Annotated in this window: 26 protein-coding genes; 9 read left to right on the top strand and 17 right to left on the bottom strand. The window is 73.7% G+C overall.

Features of this window, described 5'->3' with window-relative positions; all coding sequences use genetic code 11:
• Positions 1 to 125: 125 nt before the first annotated feature.
• From ACWEPF_RS06775 to ACWEPF_RS06745, 7 genes are all read right to left on the bottom strand, one after another.
• Complete coding sequence (locus tag ACWEPF_RS06775; protein ID WP_452171709.1) at positions 126 to 302, bottom strand: hypothetical protein; 177 nt, start codon at positions 300 to 302, stop codon at positions 126 to 128.
• The gene (locus ACWEPF_RS06770) at positions 299 to 796 is read right to left on the bottom strand and encodes an SsgA family sporulation/cell division regulator (protein WP_452171708.1); all 498 of its coding nucleotides are present in this window, start codon (positions 794 to 796) and stop codon (positions 299 to 301) included. The genes ACWEPF_RS06775 and ACWEPF_RS06770 overlap by 4 nt, the downstream gene beginning before the upstream one ends.
• Positions 793 to 1,044 carry a hypothetical protein gene (locus tag ACWEPF_RS06765; RefSeq protein ID WP_452171707.1) on the bottom strand — a complete coding sequence of 84 codons (252 nt, stop codon included), beginning with the start codon at positions 1,042 to 1,044 and terminating at the stop codon, positions 793 to 795. Before ACWEPF_RS06765 ends, ACWEPF_RS06770 begins: the two co-directional genes overlap by 4 nt.
• A 115-nt stretch (positions 1,045 to 1,159) precedes the next feature.
• Positions 1,160 to 2,407 (bottom strand): multidrug effflux MFS transporter, encoded by a 1,248-nt coding sequence (locus tag ACWEPF_RS06760; protein ID WP_452171706.1) that lies wholly within the window; start codon positions 2,405 to 2,407, stop codon positions 1,160 to 1,162.
• A 119-nt stretch (positions 2,408 to 2,526) separates the two neighbouring features.
• Entirely contained in the window at positions 2,527 to 2,988 is a 462-nt protein-coding gene (locus ACWEPF_RS06755; RefSeq protein WP_345279224.1) for a hypothetical protein, read from the bottom strand.
• A 177-nt stretch (positions 2,989 to 3,165) separates the two neighbouring features.
• The gene (locus ACWEPF_RS06750; RefSeq protein WP_452171705.1) at positions 3,166 to 3,546 is read right to left on the bottom strand and encodes a hypothetical protein; all 381 of its coding nucleotides are present in this window, start codon (positions 3,544 to 3,546) and stop codon (positions 3,166 to 3,168) included.
• Positions 3,547 to 3,633: 87 nt separating this feature from the next.
• Positions 3,634 to 4,809: an acyl-CoA dehydrogenase family protein gene (locus ACWEPF_RS06745; protein ID WP_452171704.1), complete on the bottom strand. Its 1,176-nt coding sequence runs from the start codon at positions 4,807 to 4,809 to the stop codon at positions 3,634 to 3,636.
• Between the two features lie 121 nt (positions 4,810 to 4,930).
• Here ACWEPF_RS06745 and ACWEPF_RS06740 point away from each other — a divergent pair, with 121 nt between their 5' ends.
• Positions 4,931 to 5,458 (top strand): GNAT family N-acetyltransferase, encoded by a 528-nt coding sequence (locus ACWEPF_RS06740; RefSeq protein WP_452171703.1) that lies wholly within the window; start codon positions 4,931 to 4,933, stop codon positions 5,456 to 5,458.
• Positions 5,459 to 5,474: 16 nt separating this feature from the next.
• Here ACWEPF_RS06740 and ACWEPF_RS06735 read toward each other — a convergent pair whose 3' ends face one another.
• On the bottom strand, positions 5,475 to 5,789 hold the full coding sequence (locus ACWEPF_RS06735; RefSeq protein WP_452171702.1) for a hypothetical protein: 315 nt from the start codon (positions 5,787 to 5,789) through the stop codon (positions 5,475 to 5,477).
• Between the two features lie 184 nt (positions 5,790 to 5,973).
• Positions 5,974 to 6,405 carry a YybH family protein gene (locus ACWEPF_RS06730; protein WP_452171701.1) on the bottom strand — a complete coding sequence of 144 codons (432 nt, stop codon included), beginning with the start codon at positions 6,403 to 6,405 and terminating at the stop codon, positions 5,974 to 5,976.
• A gap of 72 nt (positions 6,406 to 6,477) precedes the next feature.
• Between ACWEPF_RS06730 and ACWEPF_RS06725 the strand changes: the two genes are divergently transcribed.
• Positions 6,478 to 6,837: a winged helix-turn-helix transcriptional regulator gene (locus ACWEPF_RS06725; RefSeq protein WP_452171700.1), complete on the top strand. Its 360-nt coding sequence runs from the start codon at positions 6,478 to 6,480 to the stop codon at positions 6,835 to 6,837.
• Here the strand turns inward: ACWEPF_RS06725 and ACWEPF_RS06720 are convergent.
• Entirely contained in the window at positions 6,780 to 8,102 is a 1,323-nt protein-coding gene (locus ACWEPF_RS06720) for an MFS transporter (protein ID WP_452171699.1), read from the bottom strand. The two genes, ACWEPF_RS06725 and ACWEPF_RS06720, sit on opposite strands and share 58 nt — an antisense overlap.
• 218 nt (positions 8,103 to 8,320) lie before the next feature.
• Between ACWEPF_RS06720 and ACWEPF_RS06715 the strand changes: the two genes are divergently transcribed.
• On the top strand, positions 8,321 to 8,818 hold the full coding sequence (locus ACWEPF_RS06715) for an iron chaperone (protein WP_345279237.1): 498 nt from the start codon (positions 8,321 to 8,323) through the stop codon (positions 8,816 to 8,818).
• A 22-nt stretch (positions 8,819 to 8,840) separates the two neighbouring features.
• Here ACWEPF_RS06715 and ACWEPF_RS06710 read toward each other — a convergent pair whose 3' ends face one another.
• The gene (locus ACWEPF_RS06710) at positions 8,841 to 9,686 is read right to left on the bottom strand and encodes an NmrA family NAD(P)-binding protein (protein ID WP_452171698.1); all 846 of its coding nucleotides are present in this window, start codon (positions 9,684 to 9,686) and stop codon (positions 8,841 to 8,843) included.
• Positions 9,687 to 9,734: 48 nt separating this feature from the next.
• Positions 9,735 to 10,661 (bottom strand): helix-turn-helix transcriptional regulator, encoded by a 927-nt coding sequence (locus tag ACWEPF_RS06705; RefSeq protein WP_452171697.1) that lies wholly within the window; start codon positions 10,659 to 10,661, stop codon positions 9,735 to 9,737.
• Positions 10,662 to 10,726: 65 nt separating this feature from the next.
• On the opposite strand from ACWEPF_RS06705, the gene ACWEPF_RS06700 reads away from it, so the two are divergent.
• Both ACWEPF_RS06700 and ACWEPF_RS06695 read left to right on the top strand, forming a co-directional pair.
• Positions 10,727 to 11,449, top strand: coding sequence for an SDR family NAD(P)-dependent oxidoreductase (locus ACWEPF_RS06700; RefSeq protein WP_452171696.1), 723 nt, complete (start codon positions 10,727 to 10,729; stop codon positions 11,447 to 11,449).
• 77 nt (positions 11,450 to 11,526) lie between these two features.
• Positions 11,527 to 11,910 carry a ribosomal maturation YjgA family protein gene (locus tag ACWEPF_RS06695; RefSeq protein WP_452171695.1) on the top strand — a complete coding sequence of 128 codons (384 nt, stop codon included), beginning with the start codon at positions 11,527 to 11,529 and terminating at the stop codon, positions 11,908 to 11,910.
• On the opposite strand, the gene ACWEPF_RS06690 is transcribed toward ACWEPF_RS06695, so the two are convergent.
• The 3 genes from ACWEPF_RS06690 to ACWEPF_RS06680 are packed head-to-tail and all read right to left on the bottom strand — an operon-like array spanning position 11,862 to position 13,485.
• On the bottom strand, positions 11,862 to 12,833 hold the full coding sequence (locus ACWEPF_RS06690; protein ID WP_452171694.1) for an NAD(P)-dependent alcohol dehydrogenase: 972 nt from the start codon (positions 12,831 to 12,833) through the stop codon (positions 11,862 to 11,864). The two genes, ACWEPF_RS06695 and ACWEPF_RS06690, sit on opposite strands and share 49 nt — an antisense overlap.
• The gene (locus ACWEPF_RS06685) at positions 12,830 to 13,156 is read right to left on the bottom strand and encodes a helix-turn-helix transcriptional regulator (protein ID WP_452171781.1); all 327 of its coding nucleotides are present in this window, start codon (positions 13,154 to 13,156) and stop codon (positions 12,830 to 12,832) included. Before ACWEPF_RS06685 ends, ACWEPF_RS06690 begins: the two co-directional genes overlap by 4 nt.
• Positions 13,057 to 13,485, bottom strand: a complete 429-nt coding sequence (locus ACWEPF_RS06680) for a hypothetical protein (protein ID WP_452171693.1) — start codon at positions 13,483 to 13,485, stop codon at positions 13,057 to 13,059. Before ACWEPF_RS06680 ends, ACWEPF_RS06685 begins: the two co-directional genes overlap by 100 nt.
• Positions 13,486 to 13,607: 122 nt before the next feature.
• Between ACWEPF_RS06680 and ACWEPF_RS06675 the strand changes: the two genes are divergently transcribed.
• Entirely contained in the window at positions 13,608 to 13,787 is a 180-nt protein-coding gene (locus tag ACWEPF_RS06675; protein WP_345279251.1) for a hypothetical protein, read from the top strand.
• Between the two features lie 52 nt (positions 13,788 to 13,839).
• Positions 13,840 to 15,225 (top strand): class II fumarate hydratase, encoded by a 1,386-nt coding sequence (locus tag ACWEPF_RS06670; protein WP_452171692.1) that lies wholly within the window; start codon positions 13,840 to 13,842, stop codon positions 15,223 to 15,225.
• Between the two features lie 63 nt (positions 15,226 to 15,288).
• Here the strand turns inward: ACWEPF_RS06670 and ACWEPF_RS06665 are convergent, their stop codons facing one another.
• Both ACWEPF_RS06665 and ACWEPF_RS06660 read right to left on the bottom strand, forming a co-directional pair.
• Entirely contained in the window at positions 15,289 to 15,741 is a 453-nt protein-coding gene (locus ACWEPF_RS06665) for an SPW repeat protein (RefSeq protein WP_345279254.1), read from the bottom strand.
• 83 nt (positions 15,742 to 15,824) lie between these two features.
• Entirely contained in the window at positions 15,825 to 16,814 is a 990-nt protein-coding gene (locus ACWEPF_RS06660; protein ID WP_452171691.1) for a winged helix DNA-binding domain-containing protein, read from the bottom strand.
• Between the two features lie 126 nt (positions 16,815 to 16,940).
• Between ACWEPF_RS06660 and ACWEPF_RS06655 the strand changes: the two genes are divergently transcribed.
• Entirely contained in the window at positions 16,941 to 18,245 is a 1,305-nt protein-coding gene (locus ACWEPF_RS06655) for a hypothetical protein (RefSeq protein WP_452171690.1), read from the top strand.
• A gap of 74 nt (positions 18,246 to 18,319) precedes the next feature.
• Positions 18,320 to 19,603, top strand: coding sequence for an ALF repeat-containing protein (locus ACWEPF_RS06650; RefSeq protein ID WP_452171689.1), 1,284 nt, complete (start codon positions 18,320 to 18,322; stop codon positions 19,601 to 19,603).
• Positions 19,604 to 19,664 lie beyond the last annotated feature (61 nt).

Genomic DNA, 19,664 nt, shown 5'->3' with positions numbered 1-19,664 from the left:
CGCCACCCTCACAACGCCCGACGACGCGTCACTCCGGGTCGGCGAGCCCCTCACGCCAGCCGAGGCCGGGAGCAGGGCCGTCCAACACCCGCCCCCACCCACCAAGCCCCGCACCCGACGACGCGTCACTCCGGGTCGGCGAGCCCCTCACGCCAGCCGAGGCCGGGAGCAGGGCCGTCCAAGAGGCGGGTGCGGAGGGTGTCGAGGTCGACGTGGCGGGCCTCGGTGCCGGGCGGGACGAGGCGGTCGGTGTGGGCGAGGAAGGTGGTGACGGCGGGGGTGGGGCCCCGACGACGCGTCACTCCGGGTCGGCGAGCCCCTCACGCCAGCCGAGGCCAGGAGCAGGGCCGTCCAGGAGGCGGGTGAGGAGGGTGTCGAGGTCGACGTGGCGGGCCTCGGTGCCGGGCGGGACCAGGCGGTCGGTGTGGGCGAGGAAGGTGGTGACGGCGGGGGTGGGGGCGAGGAGGAGGACGGTGCCGGTGTCGCCTTCGAGGGAGAGGCAGGTGTGCCGGACGTCCTGGTCGGTGCCCGGGAAGACCGAGACGTCGCCGGTGCCGGCCCAGCCGTGCAGGCCGGTGGCGAGCAGCTCGCGGGCGAAGGTCCAGCGGACGGGCATGCCCTGCCCGAGGTGGAAGTCGAGGTGGACCGCGTACGGGTCGAGGGCCGAGTAGCGCAGGCAGGCGGCGACGGGGACGCGCAGGCCGGGTCCGGCGACCAGGGAGAGGTCGAGCGGCATGACGCAGCCGCCGGCGCTGGTGCGCTGGGCCGGGACGCGCGGAGCGCTGCGGTGGGTCATCGCCGTACCGCTCCCGCGTAGCCGGGACCGCCCGGCCCGACCGCCCACGGCCCCGGGCCGACCGGAAGGACCGGGCCGACCGGGAGGACCGGGAGGACCGACGGGTCCTGGCCCGGTGGGCGGGGCGGGCGGGCGCGGGCGGCCGGAGGGGCGGTCAGGGAGTCCCACTCGCGGTCGAGTTCGCCCGGCACCGCCCGTCCGGCCCGCCGCCACCGACCCACCAGGTCGGCGAAGATCGGGCACTCCACGAGCAGAATCGTTTCTTCACTGCTGCCGCCCACACCCCGGTTCACACTCACAACCGGAACAACGATCTCCGCCTACCCCAGGACACTCACTCGATCGTGGCTTCCTGACAGACCGTCACGCAGCCTGCCGCCAGGGCCGGCACAGCAGTGCGAAGGACAGCAGGCCCGCCACCCCGCAGCCGAGCACGACCACGCCCAGCAGCGCCACCGACGGCCGCTCGCCCAGGCTGCTGAGCGGAGCGACCACCGCACCGCAGGTGAACGTCCCGACCCCGAGCAGGGCCGAGGCCGAACCCGCCGCGTGCGGAGCCAGGGTGAGCGCCTGGACCGAGGAGTTCGGGAGCGCGATGCCCATGCCCGCCATCAGCACGAACAGCGCGGGCCAGACCGCCGGCAGGCCGAGGTGCCAGACCGTGGTGAAGAGGATCAAGGCGGTGCCGGCCAGCGCCGCCGCCGCCATGCCGGTCACCAGCAGGAGGTTCATCGACACCCGGTGCACCAGCACCCGCCCGTTGAGCTGCCCGGCGCCCACCACCGCCAGGGAGTTGACCGCGAAGATCAGGCTGTAGGTCTGCGGGGAGACCTGGTAGACGTCCTGGATCACCACCGAGGAGCCGCCGACGTAGGCGAACAGCGCGCCGAAGCTGAAGGTGCTCGTCAGCACGTAGCCGACGAAGCGCGCGTCGCGGAGCAGGCCGCCGATCGCCCGGAAGGTGCTGCCCAGGCCGTCCCGGTGCCGGCGCTCGGGCGGCAGCGACTCGGCGAGCAGGAACATCGCGGCGAGGGTGCCGACGGTGCCGTAGACCACCAGGACCGCGAAGGTGCCCCGCCAGTCGGTGAGCTTCAGCAGCAGGGCGCCCAGAGCGGGGGCGAAGATCGGGGCCAGTCCGCTGATCAGTCCGAGCGAGGCCATGAAGCGGACCATCGCCACGCCCTCGTAGCGGTCCCGGGCGATGGCACGGGCGATCACCAGGCCGGCCGCACCGGCCATCCCCTGGAGGAAGCGTCCGGCCACCAGGACGGGGATCGACGGGGCCAGCGCGCAGATCACGGTGGCCACCGTGTAGAGCGCCATCCCGGTCAGCAGCGGGCGGCGGCGCCCGTGCCGGTCGCTCAGCGTGCCGAACAGCAGCTGACCGAGCGCCAGGCCGAACAGCGAGGCGGTCATGGTGAGTTGGACGGCCGGGAAGGTGGTGCCGAGGTCCTCCCGCAACGACGGGAGGGCGGGCAGGTAGAGGTCGGTGGTCAGCGGACCGAGCGCGCTCAGGCTGCCGAGCACGACGATGGTGGCCTTGCCGGGCGCCGCCGTGGGTGTGGCGTCGTCGGTCGTGGTCCCGGGTATGGAACCGGTGCCGGTGGTCAATGGGGCTCCTTGCGAGGTGAGCGGGTGCCACCTGTCCTATCGCACCCGAACCCTCGACCGGTACCCGCCCCCACCGACTACTCCCGATCGCTCCCCGCGGCGCCCGTCCCGACCGGCCCTCACTCGGTGGTGGTCCCGGCCTTGCGGGCGGCGACCACCACGGCGTCGTCCTGCCAGCCGTAGAGCTGGTCGCCGATCAGCGCGACGTTGTAGAGCCCGCACCGCCAGTCGGCCCGGGCCACCGCCTCGTCCGGGAACCAGGAGGCCCGCAGCTTGACCGGGCCATCCGGCAGTCCCTTCTGACACTCCGCCGGCGCGGCCCCGCCCGGCACGGTGGCCCGGATCAGCCGGTCGCCGCCGGTGGTGGACATCAGGTACGAGACCCCGGTCGCCCCGTCCGGCAGCCAGCGCGGGACCGAGGCGCGGTCCTGCTTGGCGGCCGTCCCGCTGTCGTACGCGGCCTGCTGCTGGTGCCGGCCCTCGGCCCAGTCCCGCGCCATCGGCGCCGCGACCACCACTCCGGCGGTCACCACCGCTCCCGCCGCCACGATCCCGGCCGTCACCTTGCCCGCGCCACCCATGCCGCCGCTCCTCACGCTCGTCCGTCCGCCTGCGCTCTCCATCCTGTCCGGCCGCATCCGCCGGACCGTCGGCACGAGGTACCGCTCCCGCCTCCACCCCGGGACGTACGCGACCCCGCCGACCCTCAGGGGTCGACGGGGTCACGTACGGGACGAAGGTCCCGCGTCAGCGCTCGTTCAGCCGCGCGGGACCTCACCTCCGGGGCGGAACTCCCGCACCACCTCGATCCGCCCGACGATGTGGCGGTTGAACTCGTCCAGCTCCTCGGCGGGGACCCAGAGCTCCAGGATGGTCCGGCCGCCGGCCTGCTGGACGGGGTAGCGGGCCAGGAAGTCCGTCTCCACCTCGAAGCGGGTCACGTATCCGACTCCGGAGGCGGGCACGTTCCAGTCCCGGGCGATCCGGACGGCGTAGTCCTCGTTCATCACCGGGTAGAAGATCGGCTGGTCCGGCAGGCGGGGCGGCCAGGCACGCCGGCCGGCGGCCTCGACGAGCGCCAGCTCCTCGGGTCCGGTGGGGCGCCACAGCGTGGTGGTGGGCGTGGTGGTCCCGGTCATCGTTCCGCTCCTCTCCTGCTCGGGTCCGTGTGCGGCCCTCACCGTAGGCGCGGGCCACGGCGGCCGCCAGCGATTTCCGAGGGGCCGTCAGCGGTAGGCGGCCTCGCCCGTGATGGTCTCGCCGAGGACGAGGGTGTGGATCTCGGAGGTGCCCTCGTAGGTGAGCACCGACTCCAGGTTGTTGGCGTGCCGCAGCACCGGGTACTCCACCGTGATGCCGTTGGCCGCCAGGACCGTGCGGGCCGAGCGGGCCACCTCGATGGCGGTGCGGACGTTGTTGAGCTTGCCGAAGCTGATGTGGGCGGGGCGGCACTGGCCGGCGTCCTTCAGCCGCCCGATCCGGTGGGCCACCAGGTAGGCCTTCTCCACCTCCAGCATCATCTCCACCAGCTTCTGCTGCGTCAGCTGGAAGGCGGCGATGGGCCGGTCGAACTGGATCCGGGTCTTGGCGTACTCCAGCGCGGTGGTGTAGCAGTCCCGGGCCGCGCCGACGGTGCCCCAGAGGATGCCGTAGCGCGCCTCGCCCAGCGAGGAGAGCGGGCCGCGCAGACCGGTCACGCCGGGCAGCACCGCGTCGGCCGGGAGGACCACCTCGTCGAGGACCAGCTCGCTGGTGACGGAGGCGCGCAGCGAGAGCTTGCCGTGCACGTCGTTGGCGGTGAAGCCGGGGGTGCCGCGCTCCACCAGGAAGCCGCGCACGCCCTCCTCGGTCTGCGCCCACACCACGGCGACGTCCGAGATGGAGCCGTTGGTGATCCACATCTTGCTGCCGTTGAGCACCCAGTCCGTGCCCTTGCGGCGGGCCCGGGTGCGCATGTTGGCCGGGTCGGAGCCGAAGTCCGGCTCGGTCAGGCCGAAGCAGCCGATCGCCCGGCCGGCCGCCATCTCGGGCAGCCAGCGCTGCTTCTGCTCCTCCGAGCCGAAGGCGTGGATCGAGCGCATGGCCAGCGAGCCCTGAACCGAGACGAAGCTGCGCAGGCCGGAGTCGGCCGCCTCCAGCTCCATGCAGGCGACGCCGTACTCGACGGCCGTCGAGCCGGCGCAGCCGTAGCCCTCCAGGTGCATGCCGAGCACCCCGAGCTTCCCCAGTTCGGGCGCCAACTCCTTGGCGGGGAACACCCCTTGGTCGAACCACTGGCCGACGTACGGGCGGATGCGGTCGTCCGCGAACTTCCGTACGGTGTCGCGGATCAGCCGCTCCTCGTCGGTGAGCAGCTCGCCGACCGCGAGCAGGTCGGCCGGGTCGAGGGGGGTGCCTGCCATGGTGTCTCCTCGCGTACGCGTCAGGGCGTCAGGGTGCGCACGCAGTATCGCGTAACACCGGCGCAACAGGGACCTGGCAGGGTGCGAGACACTGACCACACCCCCGGAAGGCCGCCGCACCGTGCACATCACCGCCCTGACCGCCGAGCAGCTCACCGACCACGCCCAGGCCCTGGGCGGGCTGCTGGCCGACGCGGTCGAGGGCGGCGCCTCGGTCGGGTTCGAGGCCGGGCTCGGCGCGGACGCGGCGGCCGAGTGGTGGCGCGGGCTGGCCGGGCCGCTGGCGGAGGGTCAACTCCTGCTCTGGGCCGCCTTCGAGGAGGAGGACGGGGGCCGACCGCTCGGGACCGTCCAGCTCCGGCTGACCTCCTACCCCAACGGGCGACACCGGGCCGAGCTGGCCAAGCTCCTGGTGCACCGCGCCGCCCGGGGCCGGGGCGCCGGGCGGCTGCTGCTGGCCCACGCCGAAGCGGCGGCCACCGCGCGCGGGCTGACCCTGCTGCTGCTCGACACGGAGACCGACAGCCCCGCCGAGCACCTCTACCGCTCGGCCGGCTGGACCGCCCTCGGCACCGTCCCCGGCCACGCCACCAACCCGGCCGGGGAGCTGCGCCCGACCACCTTCTACTTCAAGACGCTCGCCGGATGAGCCCGTTCGGGGCGGCTCAGGAAGCCTGCTGCGCCAGCGAGTCGGAGAGCGGACTGCCGGTGCGGACGGCGGCCACCGTGTAGCCGAAGGCGTGCAGCGGGGCGTGCGCCACGGCGAGCAGGGCCCGGACGCTGATCAGGGCGCGCACCTCGGTCGCGGCGCGGACGAAGACCACCACCCCGATGCCCTCGGGAGCCGGCCGCACCCGCAGCCGCTCGACCCCGTGCTCGGGCACGGCGTGCGAGCGCAGCAGTTCGTCCACCAGGTGTGCCTCGCCATCGGTGCCGGCACCACCGCCGCGGCGGAGCAGGACGACCGTGACCATGCGCATGTGAATCTCCCGACGGGCCGATGGCAGCTTGGTACCGAGCCTGCCGTTCACGGGCCTCCAGTGGAAGGCCGGACGGCTGGCAGCATGTGGGTCCGTCACCTTGCGGCCAGCACTGGGCGACCTCGCGGCGCCCGGGGCGGCGGCAGCCGGCCCTCCGGCGGTTCCGCGTCGACCCCCGACGGAGTCAGGATGCTCCGCCGACCGCACCGAACGGGTTGTCGATGACGTACCGCCAGAAGCCGTCCGGGCCGCGGCGCGCCACGTCGGTGGCGGTGCCCTCGATGTGGACGTGGGCACCGTCCGGGCCCGCCCCGACGATGACCCAGTCCACGATCAGCAGGGCGAGCTCCCCCACCGCGTAGCAGTGCCGCAGGCTCACCGTGATCGGCACGCCCAGCGACTGGAACTCGGCACCGGCGGCCAGCAGTTCGTCACCGGTCACGGCCCGGCCGGGGCTGGGCACGAAGACGGCTCCCGGTTCGTAGACGGCGGCGAGCAGCTGGGGGCTGCCGGAGTTGAAGGCGGCCGCGAAGGCCGCGGGGTGCTGCGCCGGGTCGGTGACCAGGCCGGCGGGGATAGGGTCGTGGTCATGCGCGAGATCCATGGTGGTGTTCACGGCGGCAGTCAATCGGGCGCCGGAGTGGGTCACCAAACGGAAAGCGACGGCGGGAGTTGGGACGCCGAACTCGTGCCCTCACCGACCGGCCGCACGCTGCGGCCGGAGGCCGACTGCCCGGTGGAGACGGCGCTGGCGGCGGTCTCCGGCCGTTGGACCACCCTGGTCCTGCGCGAACTCCTGCACGCGGACCACTCCTTCGGCACCCTGCGGGAGCGCCTCCCCGAGATCAGCCCCAAGGTGCTCACCGAGCGGCTGGACGAGCTCCGCGGCCGCGGCCTGGTCGAGCGGGAGCGCCTCCCCGGCTTCCCGGTGCGCACCCGCTACGCCCTCACCGACACCGGCCGGGCCCTGCGCCCGCTGCTGATCGAGCTCTACCGCACGGGCGAGGTGCTCCGGGCCGGATCGCCCGGCGCCGCGGCGACGCCCTGAGGCTGCCGAAGCTCGGTCAACCGCCGTTCGCAGCCGCGCCGTTGGAGCACCGAGAGCCCGAGGACACCGCCGCCCAGGGCGAGCCAGCCGAGCGGGCCGGTGGTGATCACCGCTCCGGTGAGCAGCAGCGGACCGAGCGCCTTCTGCGCGGACTGGGCGATGCCGGCCACCCCGAGGTAGGAGGCCCGTGAGCGCTCGGGCGCGAGGGCGACGGCCAGCTCCCAGGAGCTGACGGAGCGCATCAGCTCGGCCCCGGAGACCAGCAGGGCGGAGAGCAGCAGCACGATCGAGGCGCTCCAGGCTCCGCCTCCGGTGCCGAGGGCCAGCAGTGCGCAGCCGGCCAGCATCGCCAGGCCGTTCAGGGTGACCGCGGCCGCCGCCCGGCGGGGGCCCTCGGCCCAGGCGGAGACGCGGAGTTGGAGCAGCACCACGAGCAGGGTGTTGAGCACCAGGAAGGCCGGGGCGAGAGCGGGCGGGGCCTCGGTGCGGGTGATCAGCCAGAGCGGCAGGCCGACGCAGAGCACGGAGTCGTCCAGGCTCATCGGGATGTCGAGCAGCACGAAGCGCAGGTAGCCCCGGTCCCGCCACGGGCTCGGGCCGGGCGCCGGTTCCTCCGCTGCCGCCTTGACGGGCATCTCGACGGCCCGGTGCTCGCCGGCCCGGTGCTCGCCGGTGCGGCGGACCAGTGCGGCCGTCACCGCGAAGGACAACGCGTTGGCCAGCACCAGGGACTGGTACGCGGGCACCGTGCCGATCGCCAGGCCGATCGCGGCGAGGCCGGCGCCGACCGCGTAGCCCGCGTTCATCGCGGTGCGGGCGAGCGCCCGGTAGGTGGAGCGCTGCCCGTCCGTGGCCCGGGTGGCGAACAGGATCTCCAGGGTCTTGGCGCCCCGCTCCGCCAGGCAGGTCACGGCCATCACCGCGAGCAGCGCGGCGAAGTCGCGGGAGACCAGCAGCAGGAGCATGGTGCCGAGCCGGAGCAGGTGACACCACATCAGCAGGGTGCGGGCCGAGTACCGCTCGGCGAGCTGCCCGGCGATCGGCGAGCCGACGATGCCGGCCACCGCCGCGACGCCCAGCAGCAGGCCGACCTGCCCGGCGTCCAGGCGGGAGACGAAGGTGAAGTAGAGCACCGAGGCCGCCGCCCACACCCCCGTCCCGAGCCGGTCCAGGAACTGCACGAGCAGCATGATCCGCCCGTCCCGCCCACCCGGCGGCCGCCGCAGCTGCGCCACCAGCCCTCCGCCGCCCCGTCCTCCGCGCATGCTCACGCCCCTGTCATCCGGTCCGTACGGAAGCAGCCTGGCGTACATTTATCTCGACGTCAAGATACTTGATATCGACAGACCTGGCGGGCCGAGGGGTGACCCTCATGGTGGTGGCCTCGGTCGAGGGTCGGTCAGTTTCGGAGAAGCGCGGAGGGGGTGCTCCTTCCTAAGGTTGGTGACAGCCCAGCCGGGACCGCGAGACCGAGGAGCACACCATGACCGCCACCGCCCGCAAGACCGCCGCCACCACCGCCGCCGCCAAGTCCTTCGACGGATTCTCCGAGGAGGAGCGGGCCGCGATGCGCGAGCACTCCAAGGACCTCAAGGCCGCCGCCCGCCGGGGCGGGAAGGCCACCAAGGCGGACGGCGAGGCCGACGTGCTGGCGAAGATCGCCGAGATGGAGGAGGCGGACCGCCTGCTCGCCGAGCGGGTGCACGCGATCGTCGCGGCCAACGCCCCCGGGCTGGCGCCCAAGACCTGGTACGGGATGCCCGCCTACGCCCGGGACGGCAAGGTGGTCTGCTTCTTCCAGAGCGCCCAGAAGTTCAAGACCCGTTACGCCACCCTCGGGTTCAGCGACCAGGCCTTCCTCGACGAGGGCGAGCTGTGGCCGGTCACCTACGCCCTCACCACCCTGAGCCCCGCCGTCGAGGCCAAGCTCGCCGAGCTGGTCCGCCGGGCCGCGGACACCTCGAACGCCGACGCCGCCTGACGGTGACGCCCCGTCAGGGGGATCAGCCCTCCCAGATCCCGGTCGCGGCGGTGGCCCGGGCGTACGCGGCGAAGTCGCGCGGCTCGCGGCCGAGGGCCCGCTGGACGCCGTCGGCCAGCGTGGCGAAGCGGTTGTCGGCGATCCAGCCGTAGAGCATCTCCAGCATCCCGGCGAAGTCCGCCGGGAGGCCCTGCGCGATGGCGTAGGCCATGAACTCCGCCGGGGAGACCGCCCGGTGGACCAGCGGGCGCCCGGTGGCCCGGCTGATCTCCTCGGCCACCTGGGCCAGGCTCAGCAGCCGTGGCCCGGAGAGCTCGTAGGCCTCCCCCGCGTGGCCGTCCTCGGTGAGCGCGGCGACCGCCACGTCGGCGATGTCGTCCGCGTCCACGAAGGGCTCCAGCCCGGCGCCGGTCGACATCACCAGTGCGCCGTCCAGCACCTGCTCCAGCCAGAACGCCTCCTCGTCGAAGTTCTGCGCGAACCAGGCCGGCTTCAGCAGGGTCCACTCGGCGCCGGACTCGCGCACCGCCCGCTCGCAGGGCAGCTTCTCCTCCCCCTCGGCCGCCACCCAGTCGCGGTGCGAGAGCAGCACCAGCCGCTCCACCCCACTGGCCGCGGCCAGCTTCGCGAAGTCCGTCATCGAGGCCCCGGCATCCGGGAGTTGGGAGTCGACCAGGTACGCGGCGCGGGCGCCGTCGAGCGCGGGCTCCCAGGTGGAGCGGTCGCTCCAGTCGAAGCGGGTGGTGCCGTTGCGCGAGGCCACGCGCACCTCATGGCCGCGCTGCCGCAGGCGGGAGACCACACGGCGGCCGGTCTTGCCGGTGCCGCCGAGGACCAGGAACGGGTGGTTCTGCTTCGTCGTCGTCATGTGTTCAGTACACCGGCGCGGGACCACCCGGGAGAATGGTCCACACGCTCACCGGGATGTCCGAGCGTCCAACCCCGTCCACCCACTCCGCTCCCCCGCCAGCCGGTAGGCCCCCGGGGGGAGGCCGTACCGTTCGCCGAAGCGCCGCGTCAGGTGCGGGTGGTCCGTGAAGCCGCTCGCCGCCGCGATGTCGGCCAGCGGAAGCGTGCTGCGGCGGATCAGCTGGGCCGCCGACTCCAGCCGTACGGCGAGCAGTTCGTCCCGGAAGGCGGTCCCCTCCGCGGTCAGCAGGCGCTGGAGCGTGCGGGAGGAGAGCCCGAGGGCCGCCGCCGCGTCCGGCAGGCGCCAGGGACGGGCCGGGTCCAGAGCGATCCGGGCGCGCAGTTCCGGGAGGGTCGCCGCGGGCGGCCCCGGTTCGGGCCAGCACAGCCGCCAACCGGCGAGCACCGGACCGGAGTCGGCGCACGCGGCCTCCGGTGTGGTGGCGCCCGAAGCGGTGAGCAGGGTCAGGGCCGGCTCGCGTCCGGCCACCAGCCCGGTCGCCACCTGGTACGCCGCCGCCACGAAGAGCGTCTCGGCGCTCGACGGCGGACCGCCGAGGTGCGGGAGGTGACGGACGGTCAGGCGGCCGGGCCCGTCGTACGCGGCGGCGGTGGTGTGCCCGACGTGGAACCAGCGCTCCAGCAGCCGTGAGCGCGCCAGGAAGTCGGCCGGGCCGCTGCTCGCCGCGAGTGCGGAGACCAAGGGGTGGCGCGGCCGGTCCAGCAGGTGCCCCGCGGCGGCCCGTACGGTCGGCCAGCCGCGCCGACGCAGCGCCAACAGCAGCTCGGCGTGGAGGAGTTCGGGCACCGGATCGCCCGCGTCGAGCAGCGCCTCGGCCCGGTCGGCGACCGGCAGCACGCCGGGCGAGCGGCGCAGCGCCCGGACGGCGGCGCGCACCAGCACGGGGTGGACGCTGCGGGCCGGACCGGTCATGGCGCCCGATCGTAGTGGCGCACCGGTACAAGCGGGAGTCCGGGTGGCGGGCCAGCATGACGGGCATGGAGATCAAGGGCAGGCGGGTACTGGTCACCGGTGGCACCTCGGGGGTCGGCCGGGCGCTGGCGGCGGAGCTGACGGAGCGCGGGGCCCGGGTGGTGGTCTGCGGACGCACGGCGGCGGGCGAGGGCCAGGTGGCGGTGGACCTCGCGGTGGCCGGCCAGGCGGAGCGGCTGGTGCGGGAGGCGGCCGAACGCCTCGGCGGGCTGGACCTGGTGGTGGCCAACGCGGGCGTCCAGCACCACGAACGGCTGACGGCGGGGGTCACCCCCGGCCTGCTGGAGCGGCTGGAGCAGGAGGTGGCGGTCAACCTGCGGTCGGTGGCGGAGCTGGCGGCGGCCGCCTGGCCGTGGCTCGCCGCCTCGCCGGAGGCGGCCTTCGTGGCGGTCACCTCCGGGCTGGCGTACGCGCCCAAGCGGAGCGCGCCGCTGTACTGCGCGACCAAGGCGGGGGTGCACGTGCTCTGCGAGGCGCTGCGCTACCAGGCCCGGACGGACACCCCGCAGGTGCGGGTCCAGGAGGTGGTGCTGCCGCTGGTGGACACGCCGATGACGGCGGGCCGCTCCGGGCCGGTGCGCAAGCTCAGCCCGGAGGCGGCGGCCCGCTCGATCGCCCGCGGGGTGGAACGCGGGTCGGCCGTCCTCCCGGTCGGCGCCTCCCGCGCCCTGTTGGTCCTGCTGCGCCTCTGCCCGCCGCTGGCCCGCCGTCTCCTGCGGGACGGCTGAGTGCCGCGGCCCGGCTGCGGGAACCGCGCGGCCCCGCGCCGGAGTCCTCGACGGGAACGACGGAACGGGGAGCGCACGTGCGGACGAAGGTGCTGGGTCTGATCGGGGCGACCGTGGCAGCCGGGCTGGTGGTGACGGTCGCCGTGCCCGGGGTGGCGGGGGACGCGCTGCGCGACGCGCTCTACACCGTCGCCTGGTACCTGGCCGTGCTGCTCGTCGCGCCCCGCACCCGGCCCGCCGTCGCGGCCTCGGCCGCCGCCGGGATCAGCTGGGCGGTGGAGCTCTTCCAGCTCACCGGGATCCCGGCCGCCCACCCCGGCTGGCGGCTGCTGCTCGGCACCGGCTTCAATGCGGCGGACCTGCTCTGGTACGCCCTCGGCGCGGCCGCCTGCCTGGCCGTGCACCGGGCGGCTCAGACCAGGACCGCCACCTTGCCCCGGACCTTGCCCTCCTCCAAGTAGCGGACGGCGTCCGGGACTTCCTCCAGGGTGAAGGTCCGGTCCAGCACCACCCGCAGCTGCCCGGTGGTCAGCAGCTCGCGCAGGTGGAGCAGGTCCTCCTGCCTGGTGCGGGCCAGCAGGCTGCGCAGCCGCTGCCGGGCGAACGGCGCGAGCGCGGCGGCGTGCAACTGCCGTGCCACACCGCCGAACCAGCGTCCGCCGCCCTCCCCGCCGGCCAGCACCAGGGTGCCGCGCGGGGCGAGCACCCGGCGCAGCCCGGCCAGCGGGTGGCCGCCGGCCAGGTCCAGGATCAGGTCGTAGGACCCGGCCGGGCCGTCGGTGCAGTCCTGGCGGGTGTGGTCGAGCACGGCGTCGGCGCCGAGCCCGCGGACCAGCTCGGCCTTGGCGGGGCCGCAGACGGCGGTGACCTCCGCCCCGGCCAGCTTGGCGAGTTGGACGGCGTAGGTGCCGACGCCACCGGAGGCGCCGATCACCAGGACCCGCTGGCCGGCGGCGATCCGCCCGACGTCGCGCAGGCCCTGGAGGGCGGTGACGGCGGAGACCGGGACGGCGGCCGCCTCGGCCGGGGTCAGCTCCGGCGGACGGAGCGCCAGCCGGTCGGCGCGGGCCCGGGCGTACTCGGCGAAGGCCCCGGCGCACTCGCCGAAGACCTCGTCGCCGACCCGGAGGCCGTGCACACCCGGGCCGACCTCGACCACCACGCCGGCGCAGTCCAGGCCGAGCACCGCCTGCCGGGGCCGCCGTATGCCGGTGAACAACCGCACCAGGTAAGGGAGCCCGGCCATCAGGTGCCAGACGCCGCGGTCCATCCCGGCGGCCGTGACCTGGAGCAGCACCTCGCCGGAGCGGGGCACGGGCCGCTCCAGTTCGCGGAGTTCGAAGACCTCGGTGGTGCCGTACCGGTGGCGGGTGATCGCTCTCACTGGGACTCCTCGGATTCGGACGGGTACTGGAAGACCTCGGTCAGCGGGGTGCCGAAGACCTCGGCGATCTGGAAGGCGAGCTCCAAGGAGGGCGAGTAGCGGCCCTGTTCGATGGCGATCACGGTCTGCCGGGTGACGCCGATCCGCCGGGCCAGTTCGGCCTGGGTCATCTCGCCGTGGGCGAAGCGCAGGGCGCGGATGGCGTTGACCACCCGGGTGGGCTTCACCACTGCGGGAGCCCCCGCCGGTAGGCGGCGAGCTTCGCCATCGCGCCGAGCACGGCGGAGAGCACGAAGGCCAGGTAGACGGCGTTGGCGATCCAGAACGGCGCGGCCTCGACCAGTGCCAGCACCAGCGCCGCCACCGCGCCGATCACCACGAAGGACTGGCCGACGTGCTCGCCGAAGCGGTGGATCTGCCGGTCCCTCAGGTCCTTGACCGCCCCCTCCTCCGGGCGGACCAGCGCGGCCGCCACGGAGAGCACGACCGAGACCACCACCGCCGCCCCGATGCTCCACAACAGCGGTGCCGCATAGGGCCGTTCGGCGATCGGCCGACTGCTCGCGGGCAGCAACAGCGCCAGCAGGTAACCCCCGTACCCGAGCACGGCCACCACCCCGGCGATCCAGGCCCGTCGTTCCTCCAGCGCCATCGCGCCACACCTCCGATGTCAAGAAAAGCTGACACGATGGAAGGTAAAGCAGACCGGACACCACGTCAAGAATCTTTGACAGAACCCGTGACCGGACCGCAGTCCCGGCGGTTGTCCCGGGCATGCGTACCGTGACCCGGCTGATCACCGCCCTCGCCACCCTGCTCGCCATCGCCGCCCCCGCCTCGGCCGTCCCGTCCGCCGACGGCCACAGCATCCCGGTCGGGGCGATCAGCGACCTCGGCAGCGTGCTCACCCTCGCCGACGTGGGCTACGACTTCGCCACCCTGCTCGGACAGTAGGAAATACCTGGGGCACCCCGGGAGCTGGCAGGGACAGGAGGTGCATGAGGCCATGCAGGAGTACCGGATCGAGCACGACTCGATGGGCGAGGTGCGGGTGCCCGCGTCCGCCAAGTGGCAGGCGCAGACCCAGCGCGCGGTGGAGAACTTCCCGGTGTCGGGCCAGCGGCTGGAGCGGGCGCACATCGCGGCGCTGGCCCGGATCAAGGCGGCCGCCGCCAAGGTCAACGGCGAGCTGGGGGTGCTGGAGCCGGAGACGGCGGCGGCGATCGCCGGGGCCGCCGAGGAGGTGGCCGAGGGCAGGTGGGACGAGCACTTCCCGGTGGACGTCTTCCAGACCGGCTCGGGCACCTCGTCCAACATGAACACCAATGAGGTGATCGCCACCCTGGCCACCGAGCGCCTCGGCCGACCGGTCCACCCCAATGACCACGTCAACGCCAGCCAGTCGTCCAACGACGTGTTCCCCTCCTCCATCCACATCGCCGCCACCGCCGCCGTCACCGGCGAGCTGATCCCGGCGCTGGAGCGCCTCGCACAGGCGCTGGAGCGCAAGGCGAAGTCCTTCGCCGAGGTGGTGAAGTCCGGCCGCACCCACCTGATGGACGCCACGCCCGTCACCCTCGGCCAGGAGTTCGGCGGCTACGCGGCCCAGGTCAGGTACGGGATCGAGCGCCTGCGCGCCACCCTGCCCCGGGTGGCCGAACTCCCGCTCGGCGGCACGGCGGTGGGCACCGGCATCAACACCCCGCCCGGCTTCTCCGCCGCCGTGATCGCCGAGGCGGCCCGGGCCACCGGGCTGCCGCTGACCGAGGCCCGCGACCACTTCGAGGCCCAGGGCGCCCGGGACGGGCTGGTGGAGCTGAGCGGCCAGCTGCGCACCGTCGCGGTCGGCTTCACCAAGATCGCCAACGATCTGCGCTGGATGGGCTCCGGCCCGCGCACCGGCCTCGGCGAGCTCAACCTGCCCGACCTCCAGCCCGGCTCCTCGATCATGCCGGGCAAGGTGAACCCGGTGCTGCCCGAGGTGGTGCTGATGGTGTCCGCCCAGGTGATCGGCAACGACGCGACCGTCACGGTGGCCGGCGCGAGCGGGAACTTCGAGCTGAACGTGATGCTCCCGGTGATCGCCCGCAACGTGCTGGAGTCCGTCCGGCTGCTGGCCAACAGCGCCCGCCTGCTGGCCGACCGGACGGTGGACGGCGTCACCGCCAACGTGGAGCGGGCCCGCGAGTACGCCGAGTCCTCCCCCTCCGTGGTCACCCCGCTCAACCGCTACATCGGCTACGAGGAGGCCGCCAAGGTCGCCAAGCAGGCGGTGGCCGAGCGCAAGACGATCCGTCAGGTGGTCGTGGAGCGCGGGTACCTGGAGGCCGGGAAGCTCACCGAGGCCCAGCTCGACGAGGCCCTGGACGTGCTGCGGATGACCCGCCCCTGATTGCTCCGCGCAGCAGACGGGGCACGGCCGTGAGCGGCCGTGCCCCGTTGCAGATACGGCTGTTCAGCCTCCGCTCGCCATCCCTCGGCGGCTCATCACACCCGCCGCCATCGACACCGCCGCCATGCCCAGGCAGACCATCAGGCCGCCGGTGATGACGTTGGTCAGGATGGTCCGCCGGACGGCGTCGGTACCGGCCGCCGCCCACGGGGCGATGACCGTCCAGGCGCCGATCATGGTCGCGGCCCAGGCGCGGGCGTGGGTGCGCTCGTACCCGGAGCCGTAGCCCGCCATCAGCGCGGCGAACGCCAGCCCGAGGACCAGATTGCTGACCGTCAGGCCGGAGAAGCCGGAGAACCCGACCACCCACGGGGAGATCGCGAGGAACAGACCGGCCGCCACGGCCAGGGCCTCGACGGCCTGGGCACGGGGAGTGGAGACGATCCGCTCGTAATGGTCACGCATCTCCAAGATGTCCGGATGGTGCTCCATGCTCATCGGAAGCTGGGTCGACACCGGGACCACCTCCTTAGCTCGCGACTTGACAGGCGCCTGCTCACTACCCATTCTGTGCCGGAATTAACGGATTTGTCCGTAATTCATCCGAGGAACTCCTCGACCGCCCCGGCCTCCGCCTCCCAGACCTCCTCCGGCAGCGGCTCGAAGGGCTCCACCACTGGCCGGCCGTCCTTCCCCCGGGCCCAGGTCCCGCGCACCCGGCCGTCCACCACCAGGGTCGGCTTCACCACCCCGCCGCCCGCGTTCACCCGCTTGGCGAAGCGCTGATCCAGCATCAGCGAGCGGTCCCGGTAGCCGAGCAGGTAGTTGTCGTAGGCGCCGAGCAGGCGCACCAGCGGCTCCCCCGCTGCCGGCCGGGAGCTCGTTGCGTACAGCCCCTCGGCGACCTCCGGGATTCCACCGAACGCCCGTCGGCCGAGCCCCTGCGGCAGCCCCGACCAGGCCGCGAAGTCCGCCACCGAGACCGGCCCGAAGGCCGCGACGTACCGTGCCGCGAGGTCGGCGGCGGCCGCCTCCGGATCCACCGCACCCGTCGCGAGCGGGACGTACCCCGGCTCGCGCGGGGCCACCTCGGCACCACGGCAGAGCAGCCCGCGCCCGGCCAGGTAGGCCGTCAGATGGGCCGGCGCCTGACCCGTCGGCTCCACCCCGACACCGCGCGCGTTCAGCCGCGCGACCAGCTCGGCCCGGCCGAGCGGCTCGGTCAGCACCTCGGGCAGCGCCCGCTCCGCCCGCGCCAACAGCTCCTCCGTCAGCCCGAGCTCGCGGCGGCGCCGAGCCCCGGCGGCGATGTTCCGCTCCCCGAACACGGCCAGCAGGGCGGGTAGTTGAGCCTTCGGTACCAGGTGCAAGGTGCCGCGCATCAGCCAACTCGCCACCACCTCCCCGGCCGCGTACGCCCGCTCCACCGCCGCCGACTCGGCCAGCCCGCGGGCCCTCAGCCCGAGCCGGGCGGCGGCCGCGTCCTGGGCCTGGATCCCCGGGGCTCGGGCGGCAATGGCGGAGACCGCGCCCCCACCGCCGAACTGACTGTGCATTCGCCACCGGAGAAGCGCGTCGTCATCGATCACGCCCCCATTCTGCGGCCGGGCCGGGGCCGGGCGGAGTGTGACGAAAACGTGTTCGTGCGGAGTGTTTAGTGCTAGTACGATCAAGGTGCCTGACTTGACCATGTGTTTGCACTTCCGGGGGACCTGTTGAACATCCGTCGTTCGCTCGCCGCTGCCGTTTTCCTGGCGACCGCCGCCGCACCCGTCGCCGCTGCCGCCCCGGCCTTCGCCGAGAGCACCCCGGCCGGACTGGAGCAGGTCGACCAGGCCGGTGCGCAGGTGGCGGACGAGGAGAACATCGCCACCATCAAGGCCCTGCTGGTCTGGCCGAATGACTACCTGATCATCGAGCCGAGCGGTTACCTGAAGGAGCGAGTCGCCGAGGTCCTCGCCGGGACCCCGGAGGACCGGGCGAAGTTCCTCGCCAAGGAGATCGCGCAGATCCGCGAGGACGACGTGCGGGTGGCGGTCTCCCGGGTCTGCTCGACCGGCGGTCCGGTGGTCCGCAAGGCGGGCGGCGAGGCACTCCACTCGCAGGACATCCCGACCATGACCGCCTTCCTGAAGGTCGGTCAGTACGTGGCCCGCGCCGAGGACGAGAACCGCGCCGCGCTCCAGAAGCTCATCGACGACCCGAACACCGGCCGCGGCGTGCGCGAAGGTGCCAAGACGGCCCTCGCGGGCAGCGGCGCCGACGTCGAGAAGTTCCTCAAGGAGACGCTGGCGAAGCTCCAGCTGGAAGACGACCGGGTCGCCGTCCTGACGATCATGCACAACGGTGGGCCGATCGTGAGGCAGGCTGGTAGCAAGGCCCTCGACGGCTCGCACGACGACATCCGCGCCTTCCTGAAGACCGGTCAGTACGTCGCGCGCGCCGAGGACGAGGGCCGCGCCGAGCTCCGCCGCCTCCTCGAGGACCCGAAGACCGGACCCACGGTCCGCGAGAGCGCGGCCAAGGCGCTCGCCGGCTCCGCCGAGGACGTGGAACGCTTCCTGAAGAAGGACCTGGCCCGGGCCTCGGAGGCCGACGACCGGCTCCTGCTCACCCAGATCATGTCCCGGGGCGGCCCGGAGGTGAAGGCGGCCGCGGGCAAGGCGATGCTCGGCAGCATCGAGGACGTCCGGGCCTTCCTGAAGGAGGGTCAGTACGTGGCCCGCGCCAAGGACGAGGCCAACGCCAAGGCCGCCGCCGAAGCCGAGGCCGCCAAGAACAAGCCCACCAACGGCAACGGCACCACCGTCGTGACCCCCACCAACGACACCACGCCCGTCACCCCGGTCACCCCCGTCGTCCCGGTCACCACCACCGACAACCAGCCCGTCACCGGCGGACGCCTCGCCTACACCGGCACCGACGCCCCCCTCGGCCAGCTCGGCGCCCTCGGCGCCGCCGCCATCGCCCTCGGCACCGGCGCCGTCATCGCCACCCGCCGCCGCACCACCCAGAACTGACCCACCCCACGACCATCGGACCCGGCGCGTTCCCCCACGCCCGGCCCGCTCAACTCCGTTTCACCGAGGTACCGTTGAACATCCGTCGTTCGCTCGCCACCGCCGTCTTCCTCGCGACCGCCGCCGCACCCGTCGCCGCTGCCGCCCCCGCCTTCGCCGAGGGCACCCCGGCCGGACTGGAGCAGATCGACCAGGCCGGCGCCACCGTGGCGGACGAGGAGAACATCGCCACCATCAAGGCCCTGCTGGTCTGGCCGAACGACTACCTGCTCACCACCCCGAGCAAGTACCTGCGCGACCGCGTCGCCGCAGCCCTCGCCGGAACCCCCGAGGGCCGCGCCGAGTTCGTCACCAAGGAGATGGCGCAGATCCGCATGTCCGACGCGCGGGTCGCGATCGTCCGAACCCTCAACGGCGCGGGCCCCGTCCTCCAGAAGGCCGCCCGGGCCGCGTTCGACTCACACGACCTCGAGATGTTCCGCGCGTTCCTGGAGACCGGCCAGTACGTGGCCCGCGCCGAGGACGAGAACCGCGCCGAGCTCCAGAAGATCATCGACGACCCGAACACCGGCCGCGGCGTGCGGGACGGCGCCAAGGCGGCCCTCGCGGGCACCGGCGCCGACGTCGCGAACTTCCTCAAGGACGGCATCAAGGCCGCCCAGCTGGAGGACGACCGCGTCGCCGTCCTGACGATCATGCACTCGGGCGGACCGGCCGTGAAGAAGGCCGGCAGCGACGCCCTCAACGGCACCGTCGAGGACATCCGCGACTTCCTGAAGACCGGTCAGTACGTTGCCCGGGCCGAGGACGAGGGCCGCGCCGAGCTCCGCCGCCTGCTGGAGGACCCGAAGACCGGGCCCGCGGTCCGCGCGGCTGCAGCCAAGGCGCTCGCCGGGTCGGCGGCCGACGTCCAGGCCTTCCTCACCAAGGATCTGGCCCGGCTCGCGGAGGCCGACGACCGGCTCCTGCTCGCCCAGATCATGACCCGTGGCGGCCCGGAGGTGAAGGATGCCGCGAACACCGCGATGAACGGCAGCGTCGAGGACGTCCGCCGGTTCCTGAAGGAGGGTCAGTACGTGGCCCGCGCCAAGGACGAGGCCAACGCCAAGGCCGCCGCCGAAGCCGAAGCGGCCAAGAACAAGCCCACCACCGGCACCACCGTCGTGACCCCCGCCACCGACACCACCCGCACGGTCACCACCCCCACTGTGACCGACGGCCAGCCCGTGGCCGGCGGACGCCTCGCCTACACCGGCACCGACGCCCCCCTCGGCCAGCTCGGCGCCGCCGGCGCCGCCGCCATCGCCCTCGGCACCGGCGCCCTCATCGCCACCCGCCGCCGCACCAACCAGTCCTGACCCACCCTCACCACCACCGCCCGGCTCCACCGGCCTCCAGGCCCCGGGGCCGGGCGCTCGC

This window comes from Kitasatospora sp. NPDC004289 (assembly GCF_053602875.1).
This window is presented reverse-complemented; position numbering and strand designations above follow the sequence as displayed.